Here is a 15,598-nt window from a genome sequence, read left to right as displayed (position 1 = left end):
TTACCGTTAGCAATGTGACCAATCACTTTAAGCATATTTTGTGCATATGGACGACCGGAGGCCATGCGCTCCTGCGCCTTTTTCATTTTAGACGCAGCAACCATTTCCATCGCACTGGTAATCTTTTGAGTATTCTTGATACTCCCAATCTTACCTTTTATCTCTTTACCGCTGGCCATGACTATCTCTCCGATTACTCAACGTGATGTGCTGACCTTTCGGTCAGCACCATTGATTACCAAGTTTGTGTCGCTTTAAATTTAGTTAAAGCGTCATTCAACTGTGACTCAATGTCAGCGTTGTAGTTACCTGTTTCGTTGATAGTCTTCATCAGATCAGCGTATTCGCTGTTCATGTATGAATGTAAGGCCGCTTCGAAATCCAGGATCTTGTTCAGTTCCACGTCTTTCAGGAAGCCTTTCTCTACCGCGAACAGGGAAACACCAGTCTCACCCACTGACAGTGGCGTGTACTGTTTCTGTTTCATTAGTTCGGTAACGCGCTCACCGTGCTCAAGCTGTGAACGAGTCGCTTCGTCAAGGTCAGATGCGAACTGCGAGAAAGCCGCCAATTCACGGTACTGAGCCAGGGCAAGACGGATACCGCCACCCAGCTTCTTAACGATTTTAGTTTGTGCCGCACCACCTACACGAGATACCGAGATACCAGCGTTAACCGCCGGACGGATACCTGCGTTGAACAAGTCAGTTTCTAAGAAGATCTGACCGTCTGTAATCGAGATTACGTTGGTAGGTACGAATGCAGAAACGTCACCAGCCTGAGTTTCAATGATTGGCAGCGCGGTTAATGAACCGGTTTTGCCTTTCACTTCACCTTTGGTGAAACGCTCAACATACTGCTCGTTTACACGTGCAGCACGCTCTAGCAGACGTGAGTGCAAATAGAATACGTCACCTGGGTAAGCTTCACGGCCTGGTGGGCGCTTCAGTAGCAATGAGATCTGACGGTAAGCAACAGCTTGCTTAGACAAATCATCGTATACGATCAGAGCGTCTTCACCGCGGTCACGGAAGTATTCACCCATAGTGCAACCAGAGTAAGGTGCCAGGTATTGCAGGGCAGCAGACTCAGAAGCAGAAGCAGCAACAACAATGGTGTGAGCCATCGCGCCGTGCTCTTCCAGCTTGCGCACTACGTTTGCAATAGTAGAGGCCTTTTGACCAACCGCTACGTAAACACACTTAACGCCTGTGCCTTTCTGGTTGATGATGGCATCAACAGCCATCGCTGTTTTACCAGTCTGACGGTCACCGATGATCAGCTCACGCTGGCCACGGCCGATTGGAATCATCGAGTCAACAGACTTGTAACCAGTTTGTACCGGCTGGTCTACTGATTGACGCTCGATAACACCAGGTGCAATTTTCTCAACCGGTTCAAAACCTTCGGCATCGATTGCACCTTTACCATCAATTGGCGCACCCAGGGTGTTTACAACACGACCCAACAGCGAACGCCCTACCGGTACTTCAAGAATACGGCCGGTAGACTGGACTTTTTGTCCTTCTTGCAGGTCCGAGTAAGGACCCATAACAACTGCACCAACTGAGTCTCGCTCAAGGTTTAGTGCAATCGCGTAACGACCACCAGGAAGCTCAATCATCTCACCCTGCATGACATCGGCCAGGCCGTGAATGCGAATGATACCGTCGGTTACTGCGACGATAGTACCTTCATTGCGTGCTTCACTGGTTACATCAAACTGTTCAATTCTTTTCTTGATCAGTTCTGCAATTTCAGTGGAATTAAGTTGCATGCTCTTATCCCCGTTATGCTTGCAACGCGTCTGCGAGACGGTTCAATTTAGACTTGACGGAACCATCGATGACTGTGTCACCGGCTTTAATTACCATACCGGCAACAAGGGCAGGGTCCACGTTACAAATAAGCTTCACTTTACGTGCCAAACGTTTTTCCAACGCTGCGCTCAGATTAGTGGTTTGTGTACTGGTCAGTTCAGACGCAGCGGTTACAACCACTTCGATTTCTTTGTCGTATTCTGCTTTAAGCAAATTAAACAGCACAGAAATCTCTGGCAGGGCGGTTAAACGTTTATTCTCTGCCAGAACCTTAATCAGGTTCTGACCATGTGTGTCGAGCGAATCGCCACAAACATTAATGTACAGTTCTGCCAGCTTGTCAGCGGCCATTGAACCACCAGACAGTTGGCTTACTGTCTCGTTGCTCGCTACCGCTGCGGCAAAGCCCAGCATGTCCTGCCATTGTGCAATGGCGTTATGCTCAACTGCAAAATCAAACGCCGCTTTAGCATAAGGACGAGCTACGGTTGTCAATTCAGACATGGCTCATCTCCTATCTCAAAGCTCGGCGACAAGTTTTTCAACAATGTCGCTTTGCGCGCTGGCGTCGATTTCACGTTGAAGGATCTGCTGTGCACCAGCAACAGCCAGAGCTGCTACCTGCTTACGCAGTTCCTCTTTGGCACGATTGCGCTCAGCTTCGATTTCGGCATAACCTTGCGTGATAATTTTCTCGCGCTCAGCATGACCACGTTGCGTTTCCTCATCAACAAGTTGATTGGCGCGCTTTTTGGCCTGCTCGATAATTTCCGCTGCTTGTACTTTCGCTTCTTTCAGCTGCTCGGTGGCTTTCGCCTGAGCAAGCTCTAAATCTTTTTCGGCGCGCTCAGAAGCTTCCAGCCCATCGGCTATTTTCTTCTGACGCTCTTCAATTGCTGCCATGATCGGTGGCCAGACTTTCGCCATACAGAACCACACGAAAACGATGAAAGCAATTAATTCGCCAATTAGAGTAAGGTTGATGTTCACAACCGCTCCCCCTCTATTCGTTGATAAAAGTTAGTCGGTGCTTATACAGCAAACTTTGCGCTTTCAACGAACAGTAGGAACAGGGCAATAGCAACACCGATCATCGCGATCGCATCGATCAGACCTGCTACGATGAACATTTTTACCTGCAGTGTTGGTGCTAATTCTGGTTGACGGGCAGCCGACTCCAGGAATTTACCACCTAACAGACCGAAACCGATCGCAGGACCAAGTGCACACAGGCCGATCAGGATACCAACTGCAATGTACAGATTACCTAAAATTTCCATAGTTTTTTCACCTTTAAGTTTGGAAGTTAAATATTAAAAAGTTAGTCAATCAAAAATTAATGTTCTTCGCTGGCCAAGCTCAGATACACGATGGTCAACATCATGAAAATGAACGCCTGCAAAGGAATAACCAGTAAGTGGAATGCCGCCCAGATAAAGTGCAGAGGTAGCTGCCACAGACCCATCGTGCCTGCAATCAGGATGAAGATTAGCTCACCTGCGTACAAGTTACCGAATAGACGAAGTGATAACGACAGTGGCTTAGCCAACAGTGATACCAATTCCAACACAAAGTTAAACCAGTATAACCACGGCGTATTGAACGGGTGGGCATACAATTCTTTTAAGAAGCCACCTACACCTTTGATTTTGATACTGTAGAAAATCATCAGAATGAACACGCCCAGCGACAGTGCGAAGGTCATGTTGACGTCGGTGGTAGGTACCACTTTCATGTATACGTGATGCGGATCATAGCCCATTGCTGCGCCAATCTGCTGTGCTGCCCAAGGCAGGAAGTCAACCGGAACCAAGTCCATCAGGTTCATCAGCAATACCCATACAAAGATGGTAAGTGCTAATGGTGCGATGAGTGGGCTCTTACCGTGGTAAGTGCCTTTTACTGTGTTATCCACAAACTCAACGATGATCTCAACCGCAGCCTGGAACTTACCAGGTACACCAGCTGTCATAGACTTTGCTGCTTTACGGAAAAGATAAAGGAAGAGAATCCCTAACCCCACAGACCAGGCAAGCGTGTCGACGTGAACGGCCATAAAGCCCTCACCAACAGTAGCATTGGTCAAGTGGTGTTGAATGTAACCGCTTATGGTTTGTTCGCCACCAGATGCTGCCATTTTTTTCCCAAATTATCTAAAGTTAAAAAATGCTGTGCTCTGCCCGACGAATAAACGTCTGTTGAGTTGGTCAGGCAATCATCGCGTTGTAATTAATTATTTATTGTTTGCTTACGCGCGATGTAAATAAATCATTCCGGGCCATTGCGCGACTAACGTCACAATGTAGCCGATAAACAAAGGTAACACCTGCACATTTGTGTGCTTAAATACCCATGTAAATATTAAAAAAGTGAACAACAACTTAAGTGCTATTCCTTTGCGAAAACTCCGCACGACCAAGTCGTTCTTGGATGCACCGGCGAATCTGAATGCAAAAAAGGCAAATATGCCAGCCGGTACTATGTTCGCTACCACGCCTACCAGCGCATCGAGGCCGCTGTCCAGGCTCATCAGGATGGCAACAATGCCAGAGGCAACCACACCCGCGCAACTCTGCAAGAGTAGTACTTTGAGTGCCAAATGTTGACCTTTAGTACCGATACCTTTAGCTGCTTGCAAAACCCGCTCGCCATCACTGAATAAAAAGCGTCAGAAGTATACTGTTTTGGCGATTAAATTCAACTGTAAAAGGCATTCTGAAGGTTATTCTGAAAATTTACCAGCCCAATATCAGAAATATAGTCGAGGGCATCTAAGACTATTGTCTTAGATGCAAGGCTAACGATACCGGTGTTTGATTACTTAATGCGCGAAAGTATGCCGTCGAGTTGGTCAAGGTCGTTAAAATTAATGGTTAACTTCCCTTTTCCTTTGGCATTGTGATCAATTGACACTTGAGCGCCCATTTTTTCAGAAAGTTCCACTATTAAACTTTGTACATCCGGATCCACTTTCTTTTCCGGCTTGATTGGGGCGGGTTCGAGTAATTTGCGTACCAGTTTTTCGGTATCGCGTACGGTTAATCCCTTTCCTGAAACGACCTGTGCAGCTTCAGATTGGGCTTCGCCATCCAGTGCAAGTAACGCACGGGCATGACCCATCTCAATATCGCCGTGCTCAACTAACAGTTTTACATCTTCGTTAAGGTTGTTTAACCGTAACAAGTTGGTAATAGTGGTTCGGGATTTACCTACTGCGTCGGCAACTTCAGCGTGAGTTAATTCAAATTCATTCATTAAACGCTCAAGCGCCTGGGCTTCTTCCATCGCGTTTAAATCTTCGCGCTGTATGTTTTCAATCAACGCAATGGCAACGGCAGCTTCATCAGGAACGTCTTTAATTAAACAGGGCACTACGTCGAGCTGGGCGATTTGCGCTGCACGCCAACGACGTTCACCGGCAATAATTTCGTAGCGGTTATCACCGATAGTACGAACCACAATGGGCTGGATAACTCCTTGTGAACGTATAGACGAAGCAAGTTCTTCGAGGGCTTCAGGCGACATGTCTTTACGCGGCTGGTATTTACCACGCTGTAAAAATTCAATAGGGATTTTACGCAGTTCGCTTTTTTGCGCGTTGCCGGCTTCTTCGTCCTGGCGGGATGCTGACTGACTGGTTGCAAGTAATGCGTCCAGGCCTCGTCCGAGTCCTCTTCTTTTTGCTGACATAATTTCCTCAATGCCTGAGTGTGTGTTTACTAACTGGCCTTGGCAGGCATTTCGCTGCTTTTATCCCGACGCCTCAGTATTTCACCAGCAAGTGCCAGGTAGGCTTTTGCACCGGTAGACGATTTGTCGTAGTACATTGCTGGTGCACCAAATGACGGTGCTTCTGCCAATCGAACGTTTCGCGGAATAACTGTTCGATATACCTGCTCACCAAAATGACGTTTTAACTGCTCTGATACATCATTGGCCAGGCGGTTGCGCGGATCATACATGGTTCTGAGCACGCCTTCTATCTTCAGGGCTGGATTTACTACAGAAGCCAGCTTTTGAATGGTGTCCATCAAGGCGGTTAACCCTTCCAGGGCATAATACTCGCACTGCATGGGAACCAAAATAGAATCGGCTGCAGCCAGCGCATTTACCGTTAGCAGGTTCAGCGATGGCGGGCAGTCAATAAAGATAAAGTCATAGTAATCCCGCACCGACGCCAGCGCATTGCGAAGACGCACTTCACGCGCGAACTGTTCCATCAGCTTGATTTCGGCTGCGGTAACATCACCATTGGCAGCGATCAGATCGTACTTACCGGTGGTTCCCTTAACAATCACTTCTTCGATGGGTTTATCTTCGATTAACAACTCGTAACTGGTGGCGTCCACTTCGTATTTATCAACTCCGCTCCCCATTGTGGCATTGCCCTGGGGATCCAGATCGACTAACAGTACCTTGCGCTTGGTTGCTGCCATTGACGCCGATACGTTCACCGCTGTGGTGGTTTTACCCACACCACCTTTTTGATTTGCAATCGCAATGACTTTAGCCACGGTTAATTCCAGTTATGATTTTTGCACGGTTAGCAGGTGACGCTCACCCTCCAGACCAGGAACGGTAAGCTTTACAGAGCGTGTTACTGCAAAATGTTCGCCCAGCTCTGCAATTTCGTCTGCCGGATACTGGCCTTTTAACGCCAGAAACTTACCTTCTGAATCTACCAGATGCTGACACCAGTGCAACATATCTTTTAGCGAGGCAAACGCCCGGCTCAGCACTGCATCGTAGTATTGCTGTGGAATGTGGTCTTCTACCCGGCTTTGAATTGGCGTGATATTAGTTAACTTCATCTCAAACGCACATTGCTTCATAAAGCGCACCCGCTTCCCCAAACTATCCAGTAAGGTAAAATGCTTATCGGGATACACGATTGCCAGCGGGATCCCCGGTAAACCTGGGCCGGTACCAACATCAATCAAATTGTTGCCGTCGATATGCGGTGCTACTGCCAGCGAGTCCAGAATGTGTTTAACCATCATTTGTTCAGGATCGCGCACTGACGTTAAATTAAACGCTTTGTTCCACTTGTGGATTCGCGAAACATAATCAACCAGTTGTTGCTGTTGTTCGTTGTTTAACGTGAGATCCATTGCTGATAAACCATCAGACAGGATCTGCTGTAGTGCGTGTTGATCAATACTCATTTATGCCGACTGCTTTTCGTGTTTACGTAACAAACCGTGCTTTTTCAGGTATACCAGCAACAACGAGATGGCCGCAGGTGTGATCCCTGAAATACGTGCCGCTTTACCAATGGTTTCAGGACGGGCATCACTCAGCTTGGCCACAACCTCGTTAGACAAGCCGGAGATCTTGCTGTAGTCAAAATCCGCAGGCAGTAAGGTATTTTCGTGACGCTGAGTTTTCGCAATTTCATCGTGCTGACGGGCAATATACCCGGCATACTTAATTTGAATCTCCACCTGCTCAGCGGCAATGGGATCATCCAGTCCAGGACCAATACCTTCGATATTCATCAGTTCGCTATATGTCATTTCTGGACGGCGAATTAATTCTTCCAGCGAATATTCTCGGCTAACCGGTGTTTTCAATAACGCGTTTAACGCTGGCACTGCAGCATGTTCAGGATGAATCCACTGGCCTCGTAAACGTTGCTGTTCCTGCTCAACTGCTTCCACCTTGGCATTAAACGCAGCCCATCGCGCATCATCCACCAAGCCGGCTTCGCGGCCTATGGCGGTTAAACGCATATCAGCGTTATCTTCGCGCAGTAACAAGCGGTATTCAGCACGACTGGTAAACATGCGGTAGGGTTCTTTGGTTCCCATAGTGGCCAGATCGTCAATCAGTACGCCCATGTAAGCCTGATCGCGACGCAAGATCATTGGATCTTTGTTCTGTACCTGCAGCGCGGCGTTGGCACCAGCAATTAAGCCTTGCGCACCTGCTTCTTCGTAGCCGGTAGTGCCATTGATTTGACCAGCGAAAAACAACCCCTGGATGTACTTGGTTTCCAGAGTTTGCTTAAGGTCACGCGGATCAAAGAAATCATATTCAATGGCGTAGCCCGGACGAATGATATGCGCGTTTTCAAATCCTTTGATCGAACGAACCAATGCCATTTGCACATCGAAAGGTAAGCTGGTTGAAATACCATTGGGATATACCTCAACACTGTTGAGACCTTCTGGTTCAACAAATATCTGGTGCGAAGATTTATCAGCGAAACGATTAATTTTATCTTCGATACTTGGACAATAGCGTGGTCCAATGCCTTCAATCACCCCGGTATACATGGGCGAGCGATCTAAACCGCCGCGAATGATCTCATGCGTTTGTTCATTGGTATGGGTGATGTAACACGGGATCTGGCGAGGATGCATGTCGCGGTTGCCCATGAACGAAAACACCGGCGCAGGGTCATCACCCGGCTGTGGTTGCATTACACTGAAGTCCAGTGAACGGATATCGAGTCTCGCTGGTGTACCGGTTTTTAAGCGATCGACACGAAATGGCAATGCACGTAAACGTTCAGCAAGCGCAATGGACGGCGGATCACCGGCGCGACCGCCTTTGTAATTTTGCAAGCCGATATGAATTGTTCCGCCCAGGAACGTACCAACCGTTAACACAACGGTTTTAGCCCGGAATTTCAAACCCATTTGCGTAACCACGCCGCATACGCGATCGTTTTCTACGATCAGATCATCGCAACTTTGTTGAAACAGCGTCAGATTTGGCTGGTTCTCCACCATTTTGCGGATCGCCTGACGATATAAGGTGCGGTCAGCCTGAGCGCGGGTAGCGCGTACTGCCGGGCCTTTACTGGAGTTTAGTGTGCGAAATTGGATCCCACCTTGATCGATCGCCAGGGCCATTGCCCCACCTAATGCGTCGATCTCTTTAACCAAATGGCCTTTACCGATCCCGCCAATTGCAGGGTTACACGACATCTGGCCGATGGTTTCTACGTTATGTGTAAGCAATAAGGTATTAACGCCCATGCGTGCAGCTGCCAGTGCGGCTTCAGTGCCTGCATGACCACCACCAACAACAATGACATCATAATCTTGCTGATAAAACATTGTAACCTCACTAATTACGTAACATAGCGTGGGAAAAAAGGGCGCGTATTTTAGCTGAGATAATGCATAAAGAAAACGGTTAAATTTTCTTCATTTTACCGGCGATATGCAATACGGCGATCGGCAATATATTAAAAAGGATCTGTATAGATCTTTTATATTTATATTTATATAGCAAGCCCAGATCTGTGTATAACCGTGTTTTCCTATGTTATTACATGATCTTACGCGATCAATAAGATCTGAATTACCCCGATCACAAGTATAGTGTGATCCTGTGTATAAGGGGCTGTTTTATCCACATTGAGAATCCTCTCGGATCTTATCAAAAATGAGATCAAAGCTTTTACACAGCTAGTCTGCAGAGGTTATACACAGCAGTGATCTACCTCTGATCTAGCTGGGGATAAGTTGTTGAGTAGATCCGTGATCGGATCGTAACAATAACGGATTTACGCGGTATACAGCGCGATCTGAGTGTGGAAAAGAGTTATTCAGATCTGCGTAATGGATCCGTTGTAAAAAGGAGAGTGAAATAATCTTTACCACACCAAAATCGCAAAACATTTGCCCTTTATTTTTATACCAACGACTTTTCTCACTTAAAATGATGTGAACATTTCACGGAAAACGTCTTAATCCGATCATGTCGAACCGGTATACAATGTCTGCGTTTTGATTGACAGTCGAATTTTTGCGTACTGTTTTGCTGCTTTAATGAAAGGTTCTCCACTGGAAGGTGAAAAGAACCTGGTGACTCAGTCAAACAATATCAGGTAAATAGAAGCCTGCTACGGCAAGTTTCTCGGTATCGAGCCAATGAGAAAAGATAAATTGAGTAAAAATCTGCGGTTGTTTAATTATGTAATGAATAACCACAATTCTCTGTTATTTAACGTCGAGCTGTTTTGCGGGTGAGCAGAAGGTGAAGTGGTTACTAATGTTTGCTTCTACAAAGATTTAGGGCAGATTTCGTCAAATGAGGTGATTTTTAACTGGGCCATATAACAGAGATGATGGGTGATACAGCCCACAGAAATTGCTTCTATGGGCTATTTGGAATTAGCGTACCTGGTTTGGCTGGTATTGCTGTTTTGTACTTAATTCGTCTTCTTCCAACGTTAAACCCTGTCGACGGCTTGGGCCTGAAAACTTTACCTTATAGGTATCGTACTCTTTGATCGATTCGAAGCAATAGCGGCCCAATGCGTGCTCTAAATCGCCCAACGAATGGTTGGTGATCAGGATGCAGTTCTTCTTGTTTACCAGACGTTGTCTTAGCAGATTGCCCAGCCAGCTTTGTGCGTTTTTCTTTAATACCGTTTCGTTAACACAGACCTCGTCAAGAATGAGCATCTCTACGTCGAGTAGTTCCTGATTAGCTTCACGGAATTTCTGACCAATATTGTCCTGTGCTCCAAAATCATAGGCCGCATAACGCATTTCCAGTAAACTGGATAGCTGGCGATACAGCACGGTGATTTCAAACTGTTCGATCAACTGATGGGCAATAGCGCCGGCTATATGAGATTTTCCGCGACCGTAATCACCGTAAAATATCATCATGTGAGATCCGGCTTCGCGCCAGGCCCGGTCTTCGTGGGCGGCAATAAACGATTGTGCAATACTCACCGCTTCAATTACATCATCACTGTCTTCAATCAGATTGTTAAAGGTCCAGCGCGGATTTAAATCCGACCTGCCATGCAGTGCTTCTATGCGCTGGCGCTTACTCTGTTGCTGCAGTTGCGCAATTTCCTGATTGGCTTTGGCTTCGTAATCTTTGCGCAGGGTTTTGTAATCAATGTATTCAGATTCATTGGGCACGGGCTTACCCAGTGCTTTGGCGAGTGAATTTAATCGGTCTTTAAATGAATCCATAGTGATCAACGGTTGTTAGATTTATTGGCATATTTGGCTACCAGTTTACGCGCATTATCGTCGGCTTCAATGCCTGCCTCAACTTTCACAATCTGATTACCCACTTTTTTCACTGCCTGGTAGCCTTTGGCAGTGCGACGGGTTTTGAGCGCATGAACGAACTTTTGAGTCCACTGATAAGTGCTGAGTACAGTTTCGGGTCTGCCCAGCCAGTAAGCTACGAATTCGCCCGTATCTTCCTGCTCGAAATGAGTATCAATTAATCCAATCAAGCCAGCGAGTTCATTGAATACGGTAACGTGGGGTTGCCAGTTCGGATGCATAGCCTGTCTGTGCTGATGCAGCGCAGCGTATTCAGGATGTTCCTGAACCAAAGGAAGTAAAATGCGTTCACCATTGAGTGATGATTCCAACGATACTGATTCTGGCAAAGTTACCAGACCGGCGTGAAGCAGTTGCTCGATCAGTTGATTGATGTCGCGGCCTCGCGTGTAGGGGCCGCTCTCTGCATTGCCATTAACCAGTGACAGTAGAGACTTATACTGGAGTGGGGCGCACACCAGGGTGTGCGTGTTTACACTTGGACGCAAGCCAAGACAATACAGAACACGCGCGTCATTCGACAGCGGCGAAGTAAGTGCATTGATCTCAGCCTGGGTGTACATCAGTCGAGGGTATCCAAAATGGGTTCAAACCATTCTACGGCTTTATCTTCGGGAATAGGGTGGTGCAATACATCGATCAGTAACGGTTCAGCCATCACTTTTGCGCTGCCTTTCTTGAGCAGCTTTTCCATCGTCATGGCACCGTAACAAAACGTATCGTAACTGCTGTCGCCCAGGCCAATGATAAAGGCTTCCACGTCTGACAGATCTTCACCTTCAAGTTGTTTGGCAAAGGGTTGAATATTTTCTGGTAAATCACCTGCGCCGTGAGTTGATGTGCAGATAATCCAGGTAGAATCTTCGTCGATATCATTGATATCGGGTTCAAGTAACACATTGACTTTGTTACCGCGCTCACGAATTGCATTGGCAATTGCATCAGCAACATATTCACTGGCACCCAGTACGGAACCAACCAGCAGGGTAAAATGACGATCCATAACGCTCCTGATGAACAAGTTTGTCGTCTTAAATTAAGGCGGGAGTATACCAATAGCCCGCTATTTTGTTTAGCGGGCATTGCGAATGAGCGATTATTTACCGATACAAAACGACGAGAATATGCGGCCGAGCAGGTCGTCGGAGCTGAATTCTCCGGTAATTTCACTTAAGTGCTGGTGAGCCAGGCGCAATTCTTCTGCTAGCAACTCGCCGGCCAGGTTATCGAGCAGCTGTTGTTCACCGGTTTGCAAATGCTCGAGAGTTTTATCTATTGCATCGATATGTCGGCGGCGGGCAATAAACTGTCCTTCGGTAGTGGTATCCAGGCCCATACTTTGCGACAAATGATCGCGCAGTAATTCTACGCCTTGCCCGGTATTGGCCGACAGCGAAATAACACTAAATGAACCGTGTGGGGTATCTGCCTGTTGTAAGGTGACACTGTCGCCGGAAATATCAGCTTTATTGCGGACCACGGTAACAGGCATACCCTGTGGCAGGCGCTGCATAAATTCAGGCCAAATTTGGTAAGGGTCAATCTCCGATGACGTAGTACTGTCTACAACAAACAGTACACGATCGGCATTGTTGATGGCCTCCCACGCGCGTGCGATACCGATTTGCTCAACCTTGTCCGGGCTGTCGCGCAAACCTGCGGTATCGATCACATGCAATGGCATGCCATTCACATTGATGTGCTCTTTTAAAACGTCACGGGTAGTACCTGCAATGTCGGTAACAATGGCGCTTTCTTTGCCAGCCAGCGCATTTAGCAGACTGGATTTACCAGCGTTTGGACGACCTGCAATCACAACTTGCATGCCTTCTCGCAGCAGCGTGCCTTGCTTGGCCTGCTCGCGGATAGTATTCACATCGTTAATAATGTGAGTGAGATCCTGGCTTACTTTGCCGTCAGACAGAAAATCGATTTCTTCGTCGGGGAAATCTATCGCCGCTTCAACGTACATTCTCAGGTGTATAATGGCTTCAGACAGTGCGTGAATGTGTTTTGAAAAGTCACCTTGTAACGAACGAACGGCACTCCGAGCAGCTTGTTTGGAACTGGCGTCAATTAAATCAGCAATCGCTTCGGCCTGAGCTAAGTCAAGCTTGTCATTCAGGAAGGCCTGTTCACTGAACTCACCCGGCCTGGCCAGTCTAATGTTTTTTACCTGTAAAATGGCTTCCAGCAGCATGTCCATGATCACTGGACCACCGTGCCCCTGAAACTCTACTACATCTTCGCCAGTAAAAGAGTTTGGCGCTTTAAAATACAGAGCTATACCCTGATCTATTACGTCGTTACTGGCATCGTAGAATCCCGTATAAGTGGCAACCCGAGGGGTTAATTCCACATGTAACAACGCCCTGGCTACGTCGAGGGCCTTGGGACCGGAAACGCGAATTATACCCACGCCGCCACGGCCTGGCGGCGTAGCCTGGGCAACAATTGTGTCGGTGTGGGATATTTGCATAATTGATTAGTCGCGGAAGTTATTAAACTGAAATGGTTGTCCCAGATTCGCACCTTTTACCAGGGCAATGGCTTCCTGTAGATCGTCGCGTTTTTTACCGGTTACCCGTAGTTGGTCGCCTTGAATTGCTGTTTGTACTTTTACTTTAGCGTCTTTGATTAGTTTAACAATTTGCTTGGCTACCTGTTGCTCAATGCCTTCTTTAAAGGTAATGATTTGGCGGCAGTTTTTACCTGTTTGGGTAAATGGTTTACAGTCTATTACGCTGGTATCCACACCGCGTTTTGAACAAGCATTTCGGAACATGGATTCCATTTGCTGTAGCTGAAATTCTGCCTGAGCATGCATGGTAACCTGTTTGTCTTTATACTCGAATTCTGCCTCAATGCCCCGAAAATCAAAGCGCGTTGATAATTCGCGATTGGCGTTTTCAGTGGCGTTTCTTATTTCTTCCATATTGATTTCGGACACAATATCAAACGATGGCATAGGAGATTCCTTATAGTAAACAAAGCCCGCAATGGCGGGCTTGTTAATTGTAACTGATATTCAATCAGATACCGTAAATTATGGCGCGCTGGTAATTATTTGCTGATACCGCGCTTTTCCATTGAAGCATAGATCATTTTCGCTTGTACCAGGGTAATCACGTTACTGATCAACCAGTACAGTACCAAACCGGCCGGGAACCAGATGAAGAAAATACTCATCATTACTGGCATCCATTGCATGATTTTCTGCTGCATCGGGTCGGTCATGGTGGTGGGTTGTAGTTTTTGCAGCATCCACATACTTGCGCCAGTTAATACAGGCAATACGAAGTAGGGGTCCATTACCGACAAGTCAGTGATCCACAGAATAAAGCCTGCATGGCGTAATTCCACGCTTTCCAGCAGAACCCAGTACAATGCCAGGAAAATAGGCATTTGTAATAGCAGAGGGAAGCAGCCACCCATCGGGTTGACTTTTTCTTTGCGGTATAGCTCCATCATAGCCTGAGACATTTTTTGACGATCATCGCCAAAGCGGTCTTTCAACTGCTGCATTTTCGGCGCGAGGTTACGCATCTTTGCCATAGACTCATATTGTTTCTTGGTGAGCCAGTACATGGCACCTTTCACAATAATGGTGATCAGGATAATCGCAACACCCCAGTTACCAACCAGTTCATGTAATACCTGAAGCAACTTAAACAGGTACTTTGAAATCATCCAAAGTGGGCCGTAATCTACGGTTAGGTCCAGCCCACGCGCCAATTCTGCAAGGGAATCCTGATCTTTTGGACCCATATACAAAATACTGCTTAACGTTAGTACCTGACCTGATTCCACACTGGCAGATTCACCTTTGTATCCAATAATGGCGTACTGACCATTCACCATACGACTGTACAAGGTATTGGTTTCGTCCTGAGGCGGAACCCATGCAGAAACAAAGTAGTGCTCCAGCATACCTACCCAACCACCTACTGTGGTTTGGCGCAACGCTTCATCTTCAATATCGTCGAAGGCGTATTTGTTATAGCGGTCATCCTGGGTTGAATATGCCGCACCGCGGTAGGTTGGCATAAACATATTGCCGCCTTTTTGCTCTGCGGTAGTTTGTTTAAGCTGGGCATATTGTTCGAATTGCGCAGTTTGACCCGAATTGTTTGTAATGGTGTATTCAACCGTTACGTCATTGCGATCACGATAAAACGTAAAGGTTTTTGTGATGCTGATGCCGCTGCTGCTTGACCAGGTTAAAGGGACGGCAAGTGAATCGCCTTCCAGACTGTAATGTGACGCCTGAGCCTGATATAACGGTCGGCCTGATGCATTGCCATCTGGTCCATCGCGTCCAACCAATCCACTTTGCGCAACGTACAAATCTTTTGACGGACGAAGCAGGCTGTAGGGTTCACTTGAACCCTGAGTAACCGGGAACTTCAGCAAATCTGCTTCTACAACATCGCCGCCTACCAAATTAATAGTGACATCGAGTGTGTCGGTAGACACGGTAATGGTGCTTTGAGAAGCACTTGCTTCAGCTTGCACCGAAGGTACATCCTCGCTGAGCGCCAGCGGCACATCTTCATTACCTGCTGCAGGTATTGATGAGGCTGCTGAAGGAACGCCTGCTGCTGCGGGCGTGGTGTCTTGTGCAATCGGTTCAATGGGCTTAGGACCGTAGTCGTCGTTCCATTGTTGCCAGAGTAAAAAACTGACAAACGCGAGTGCAATAATGAGAATACTTCGTTGCGATTCCAT

The 15,598-nt window shown here is 47.1% G+C and carries 17 protein-coding genes; all 17 read right to left on the bottom strand.

Annotated elements, in window-relative coordinates; genetic code table 11:
- The coding region (locus tag ACLR2L_RS05675) for a F0F1 ATP synthase subunit gamma (RefSeq protein WP_413366445.1) at positions 1-179 on the bottom strand (179 nt) is incomplete at its 3' end.
- A gap of 56 nt (positions 180-235) precedes the next feature.
- A complete protein-coding gene (atpA, locus tag ACLR2L_RS05670) occupies positions 236-1,777 on the bottom strand; it encodes a F0F1 ATP synthase subunit alpha (RefSeq protein ID WP_140957954.1) in 1,542 nt (513 codons plus the stop codon).
- Between the two features lie 13 nt (positions 1,778-1,790).
- Positions 1,791-2,324 carry a F0F1 ATP synthase subunit delta gene (gene atpH / locus ACLR2L_RS05665; protein WP_140957955.1) on the bottom strand — a complete coding sequence of 178 codons (534 nt, stop codon included), beginning with the start codon at positions 2,322-2,324 and terminating at the stop codon, positions 1,791-1,793.
- 15 nt (positions 2,325-2,339) lie between these two features.
- Positions 2,340-2,810 (bottom strand): F0F1 ATP synthase subunit B, encoded by a 471-nt coding sequence (gene atpF, locus ACLR2L_RS05660; RefSeq protein ID WP_413366439.1) that lies wholly within the window; start codon positions 2,808-2,810, stop codon positions 2,340-2,342.
- Between the two features lie 41 nt (positions 2,811-2,851).
- A complete protein-coding gene (gene atpE / locus ACLR2L_RS05655) occupies positions 2,852-3,100 on the bottom strand; it encodes a F0F1 ATP synthase subunit C (RefSeq protein WP_073318383.1) in 249 nt (82 codons plus the stop codon).
- 56 nt (positions 3,101-3,156) lie between these two features.
- Positions 3,157-3,957, bottom strand: coding sequence for a F0F1 ATP synthase subunit A (gene atpB, locus ACLR2L_RS05650; RefSeq protein ID WP_140957957.1), 801 nt, complete (start codon positions 3,955-3,957; stop codon positions 3,157-3,159).
- A gap of 111 nt (positions 3,958-4,068) precedes the next feature.
- Positions 4,069-4,458 (bottom strand): ATP synthase subunit I, encoded by a 390-nt coding sequence (locus ACLR2L_RS05645; protein ID WP_413366436.1) that lies wholly within the window; start codon positions 4,456-4,458, stop codon positions 4,069-4,071.
- Positions 4,459-4,637: 179 nt separating this feature from the next.
- Positions 4,638-5,510 carry a ParB/RepB/Spo0J family partition protein gene (locus tag ACLR2L_RS05640; protein WP_413366434.1) on the bottom strand — a complete coding sequence of 291 codons (873 nt, stop codon included), beginning with the start codon at positions 5,508-5,510 and terminating at the stop codon, positions 4,638-4,640.
- Positions 5,511-5,539: 29 nt separating this feature from the next.
- Entirely contained in the window at positions 5,540-6,334 is a 795-nt protein-coding gene (locus ACLR2L_RS05635) for a ParA family protein (protein WP_413366432.1), read from the bottom strand.
- Positions 6,335-6,346: 12 nt separating this feature from the next.
- Complete coding sequence (rsmG, locus tag ACLR2L_RS05630; protein WP_140957966.1) at positions 6,347-6,985, bottom strand: 16S rRNA (guanine(527)-N(7))-methyltransferase RsmG; 639 nt, start codon at positions 6,983-6,985, stop codon at positions 6,347-6,349.
- A complete protein-coding gene (mnmG, locus tag ACLR2L_RS05625; RefSeq protein ID WP_140957968.1) occupies positions 6,986-8,887 on the bottom strand; it encodes a tRNA uridine-5-carboxymethylaminomethyl(34) synthesis enzyme MnmG in 1,902 nt (633 codons plus the stop codon). It lies immediately after the preceding gene.
- Between the two features lie 1,062 nt (positions 8,888-9,949).
- Positions 9,950-10,768, bottom strand: a complete 819-nt coding sequence (locus tag ACLR2L_RS05620) for an ATP-binding protein (RefSeq protein ID WP_413366430.1) — start codon at positions 10,766-10,768, stop codon at positions 9,950-9,952.
- 5 nt (positions 10,769-10,773) lie between these two features.
- Positions 10,774-11,433 (bottom strand): DnaT-like ssDNA-binding domain-containing protein, encoded by a 660-nt coding sequence (locus tag ACLR2L_RS05615; RefSeq protein WP_413366428.1) that lies wholly within the window; start codon positions 11,431-11,433, stop codon positions 10,774-10,776.
- Positions 11,433-11,873, bottom strand: coding sequence for an FMN-binding protein MioC (gene mioC / locus ACLR2L_RS05610; RefSeq protein ID WP_413366426.1), 441 nt, complete (start codon positions 11,871-11,873; stop codon positions 11,433-11,435). Before mioC ends, ACLR2L_RS05615 begins: the two co-directional genes overlap by 1 nt.
- 93 nt (positions 11,874-11,966) lie before the next feature.
- Entirely contained in the window at positions 11,967-13,349 is a 1,383-nt protein-coding gene (gene mnmE / locus ACLR2L_RS05605) for a tRNA uridine-5-carboxymethylaminomethyl(34) synthesis GTPase MnmE (protein ID WP_413366424.1), read from the bottom strand.
- A gap of 6 nt (positions 13,350-13,355) precedes the next feature.
- Positions 13,356-13,838, bottom strand: a complete 483-nt coding sequence (locus ACLR2L_RS05600; RefSeq protein WP_140957973.1) for a YajQ family cyclic di-GMP-binding protein — start codon at positions 13,836-13,838, stop codon at positions 13,356-13,358.
- Positions 13,839-13,933: 95 nt separating this feature from the next.
- Positions 13,934-15,598: a membrane protein insertase YidC gene (yidC, locus tag ACLR2L_RS05595; RefSeq protein ID WP_413366421.1), complete on the bottom strand. Its 1,665-nt coding sequence runs from the start codon at positions 15,596-15,598 to the stop codon at positions 13,934-13,936.

Source organism: Alteromonas sp. AMM-1 (assembly GCF_047290655.1).
GTDB lineage: Bacteria > Pseudomonadota > Gammaproteobacteria > Enterobacterales > Alteromonadaceae > Alteromonas > Alteromonas mangrovi.
The sequence above is the reverse complement of the archived record's forward strand: the minus strand, read 5'-3'. Positions and strand labels throughout refer to the sequence as shown.

Excerpts from the sequence above, each read along its gene's own strand:
- atpA (WP_140957954.1), bottom strand. The coding sequence starts at position 1,777 with ATGCAACTTAATTCCACTGAAATTGCAGAACTGATCAAGAAAAGAATT.
- atpH (WP_140957955.1), bottom strand. The coding sequence starts at position 2,324 with ATGTCTGAATTGACAACCGTAGCTCGTCCTTATGCTAAAGCGGCGTTT.
- atpE (WP_073318383.1), bottom strand. The coding sequence starts at position 3,100 with ATGGAAATTTTAGGTAATCTGTACATTGCAGTTGGTATCCTGATCGGC.
- atpB (WP_140957957.1), bottom strand. The coding sequence starts at position 3,957 with ATGGCAGCATCTGGTGGCGAACAAACCATAAGCGGTTACATTCAACAC.
- ACLR2L_RS05640 (WP_413366434.1), bottom strand. The coding sequence starts at position 5,510 with ATGTCAGCAAAAAGAAGAGGACTCGGACGAGGCCTGGACGCATTACTT.
- rsmG (WP_140957966.1), bottom strand. The coding sequence starts at position 6,985 with ATGAGTATTGATCAACACGCACTACAGCAGATCCTGTCTGATGGTTTA.
- mnmG (WP_140957968.1), bottom strand. The coding sequence starts at position 8,887 with ATGTTTTATCAGCAAGATTATGATGTCATTGTTGTTGGTGGTGGTCAT.
- ACLR2L_RS05620 (WP_413366430.1), bottom strand. The coding sequence starts at position 10,768 with ATGGATTCATTTAAAGACCGATTAAATTCACTCGCCAAAGCACTGGGT.
- ACLR2L_RS05615 (WP_413366428.1), bottom strand. The coding sequence starts at position 11,433 with ATGTACACCCAGGCTGAGATCAATGCACTTACTTCGCCGCTGTCGAAT.
- mioC (WP_413366426.1), bottom strand. The coding sequence starts at position 11,873 with ATGGATCGTCATTTTACCCTGCTGGTTGGTTCCGTACTGGGTGCCAGT.
- mnmE (WP_413366424.1), bottom strand. The coding sequence starts at position 13,349 with ATGCAAATATCCCACACCGACACAATTGTTGCCCAGGCTACGCCGCCA.
- ACLR2L_RS05600 (WP_140957973.1), bottom strand. The coding sequence starts at position 13,838 with ATGCCATCGTTTGATATTGTGTCCGAAATCAATATGGAAGAAATAAGA.
- yidC (WP_413366421.1), bottom strand. The coding sequence starts at position 15,598 with ATGGAATCGCAACGAAGTATTCTCATTATTGCACTCGCGTTTGTCAGT.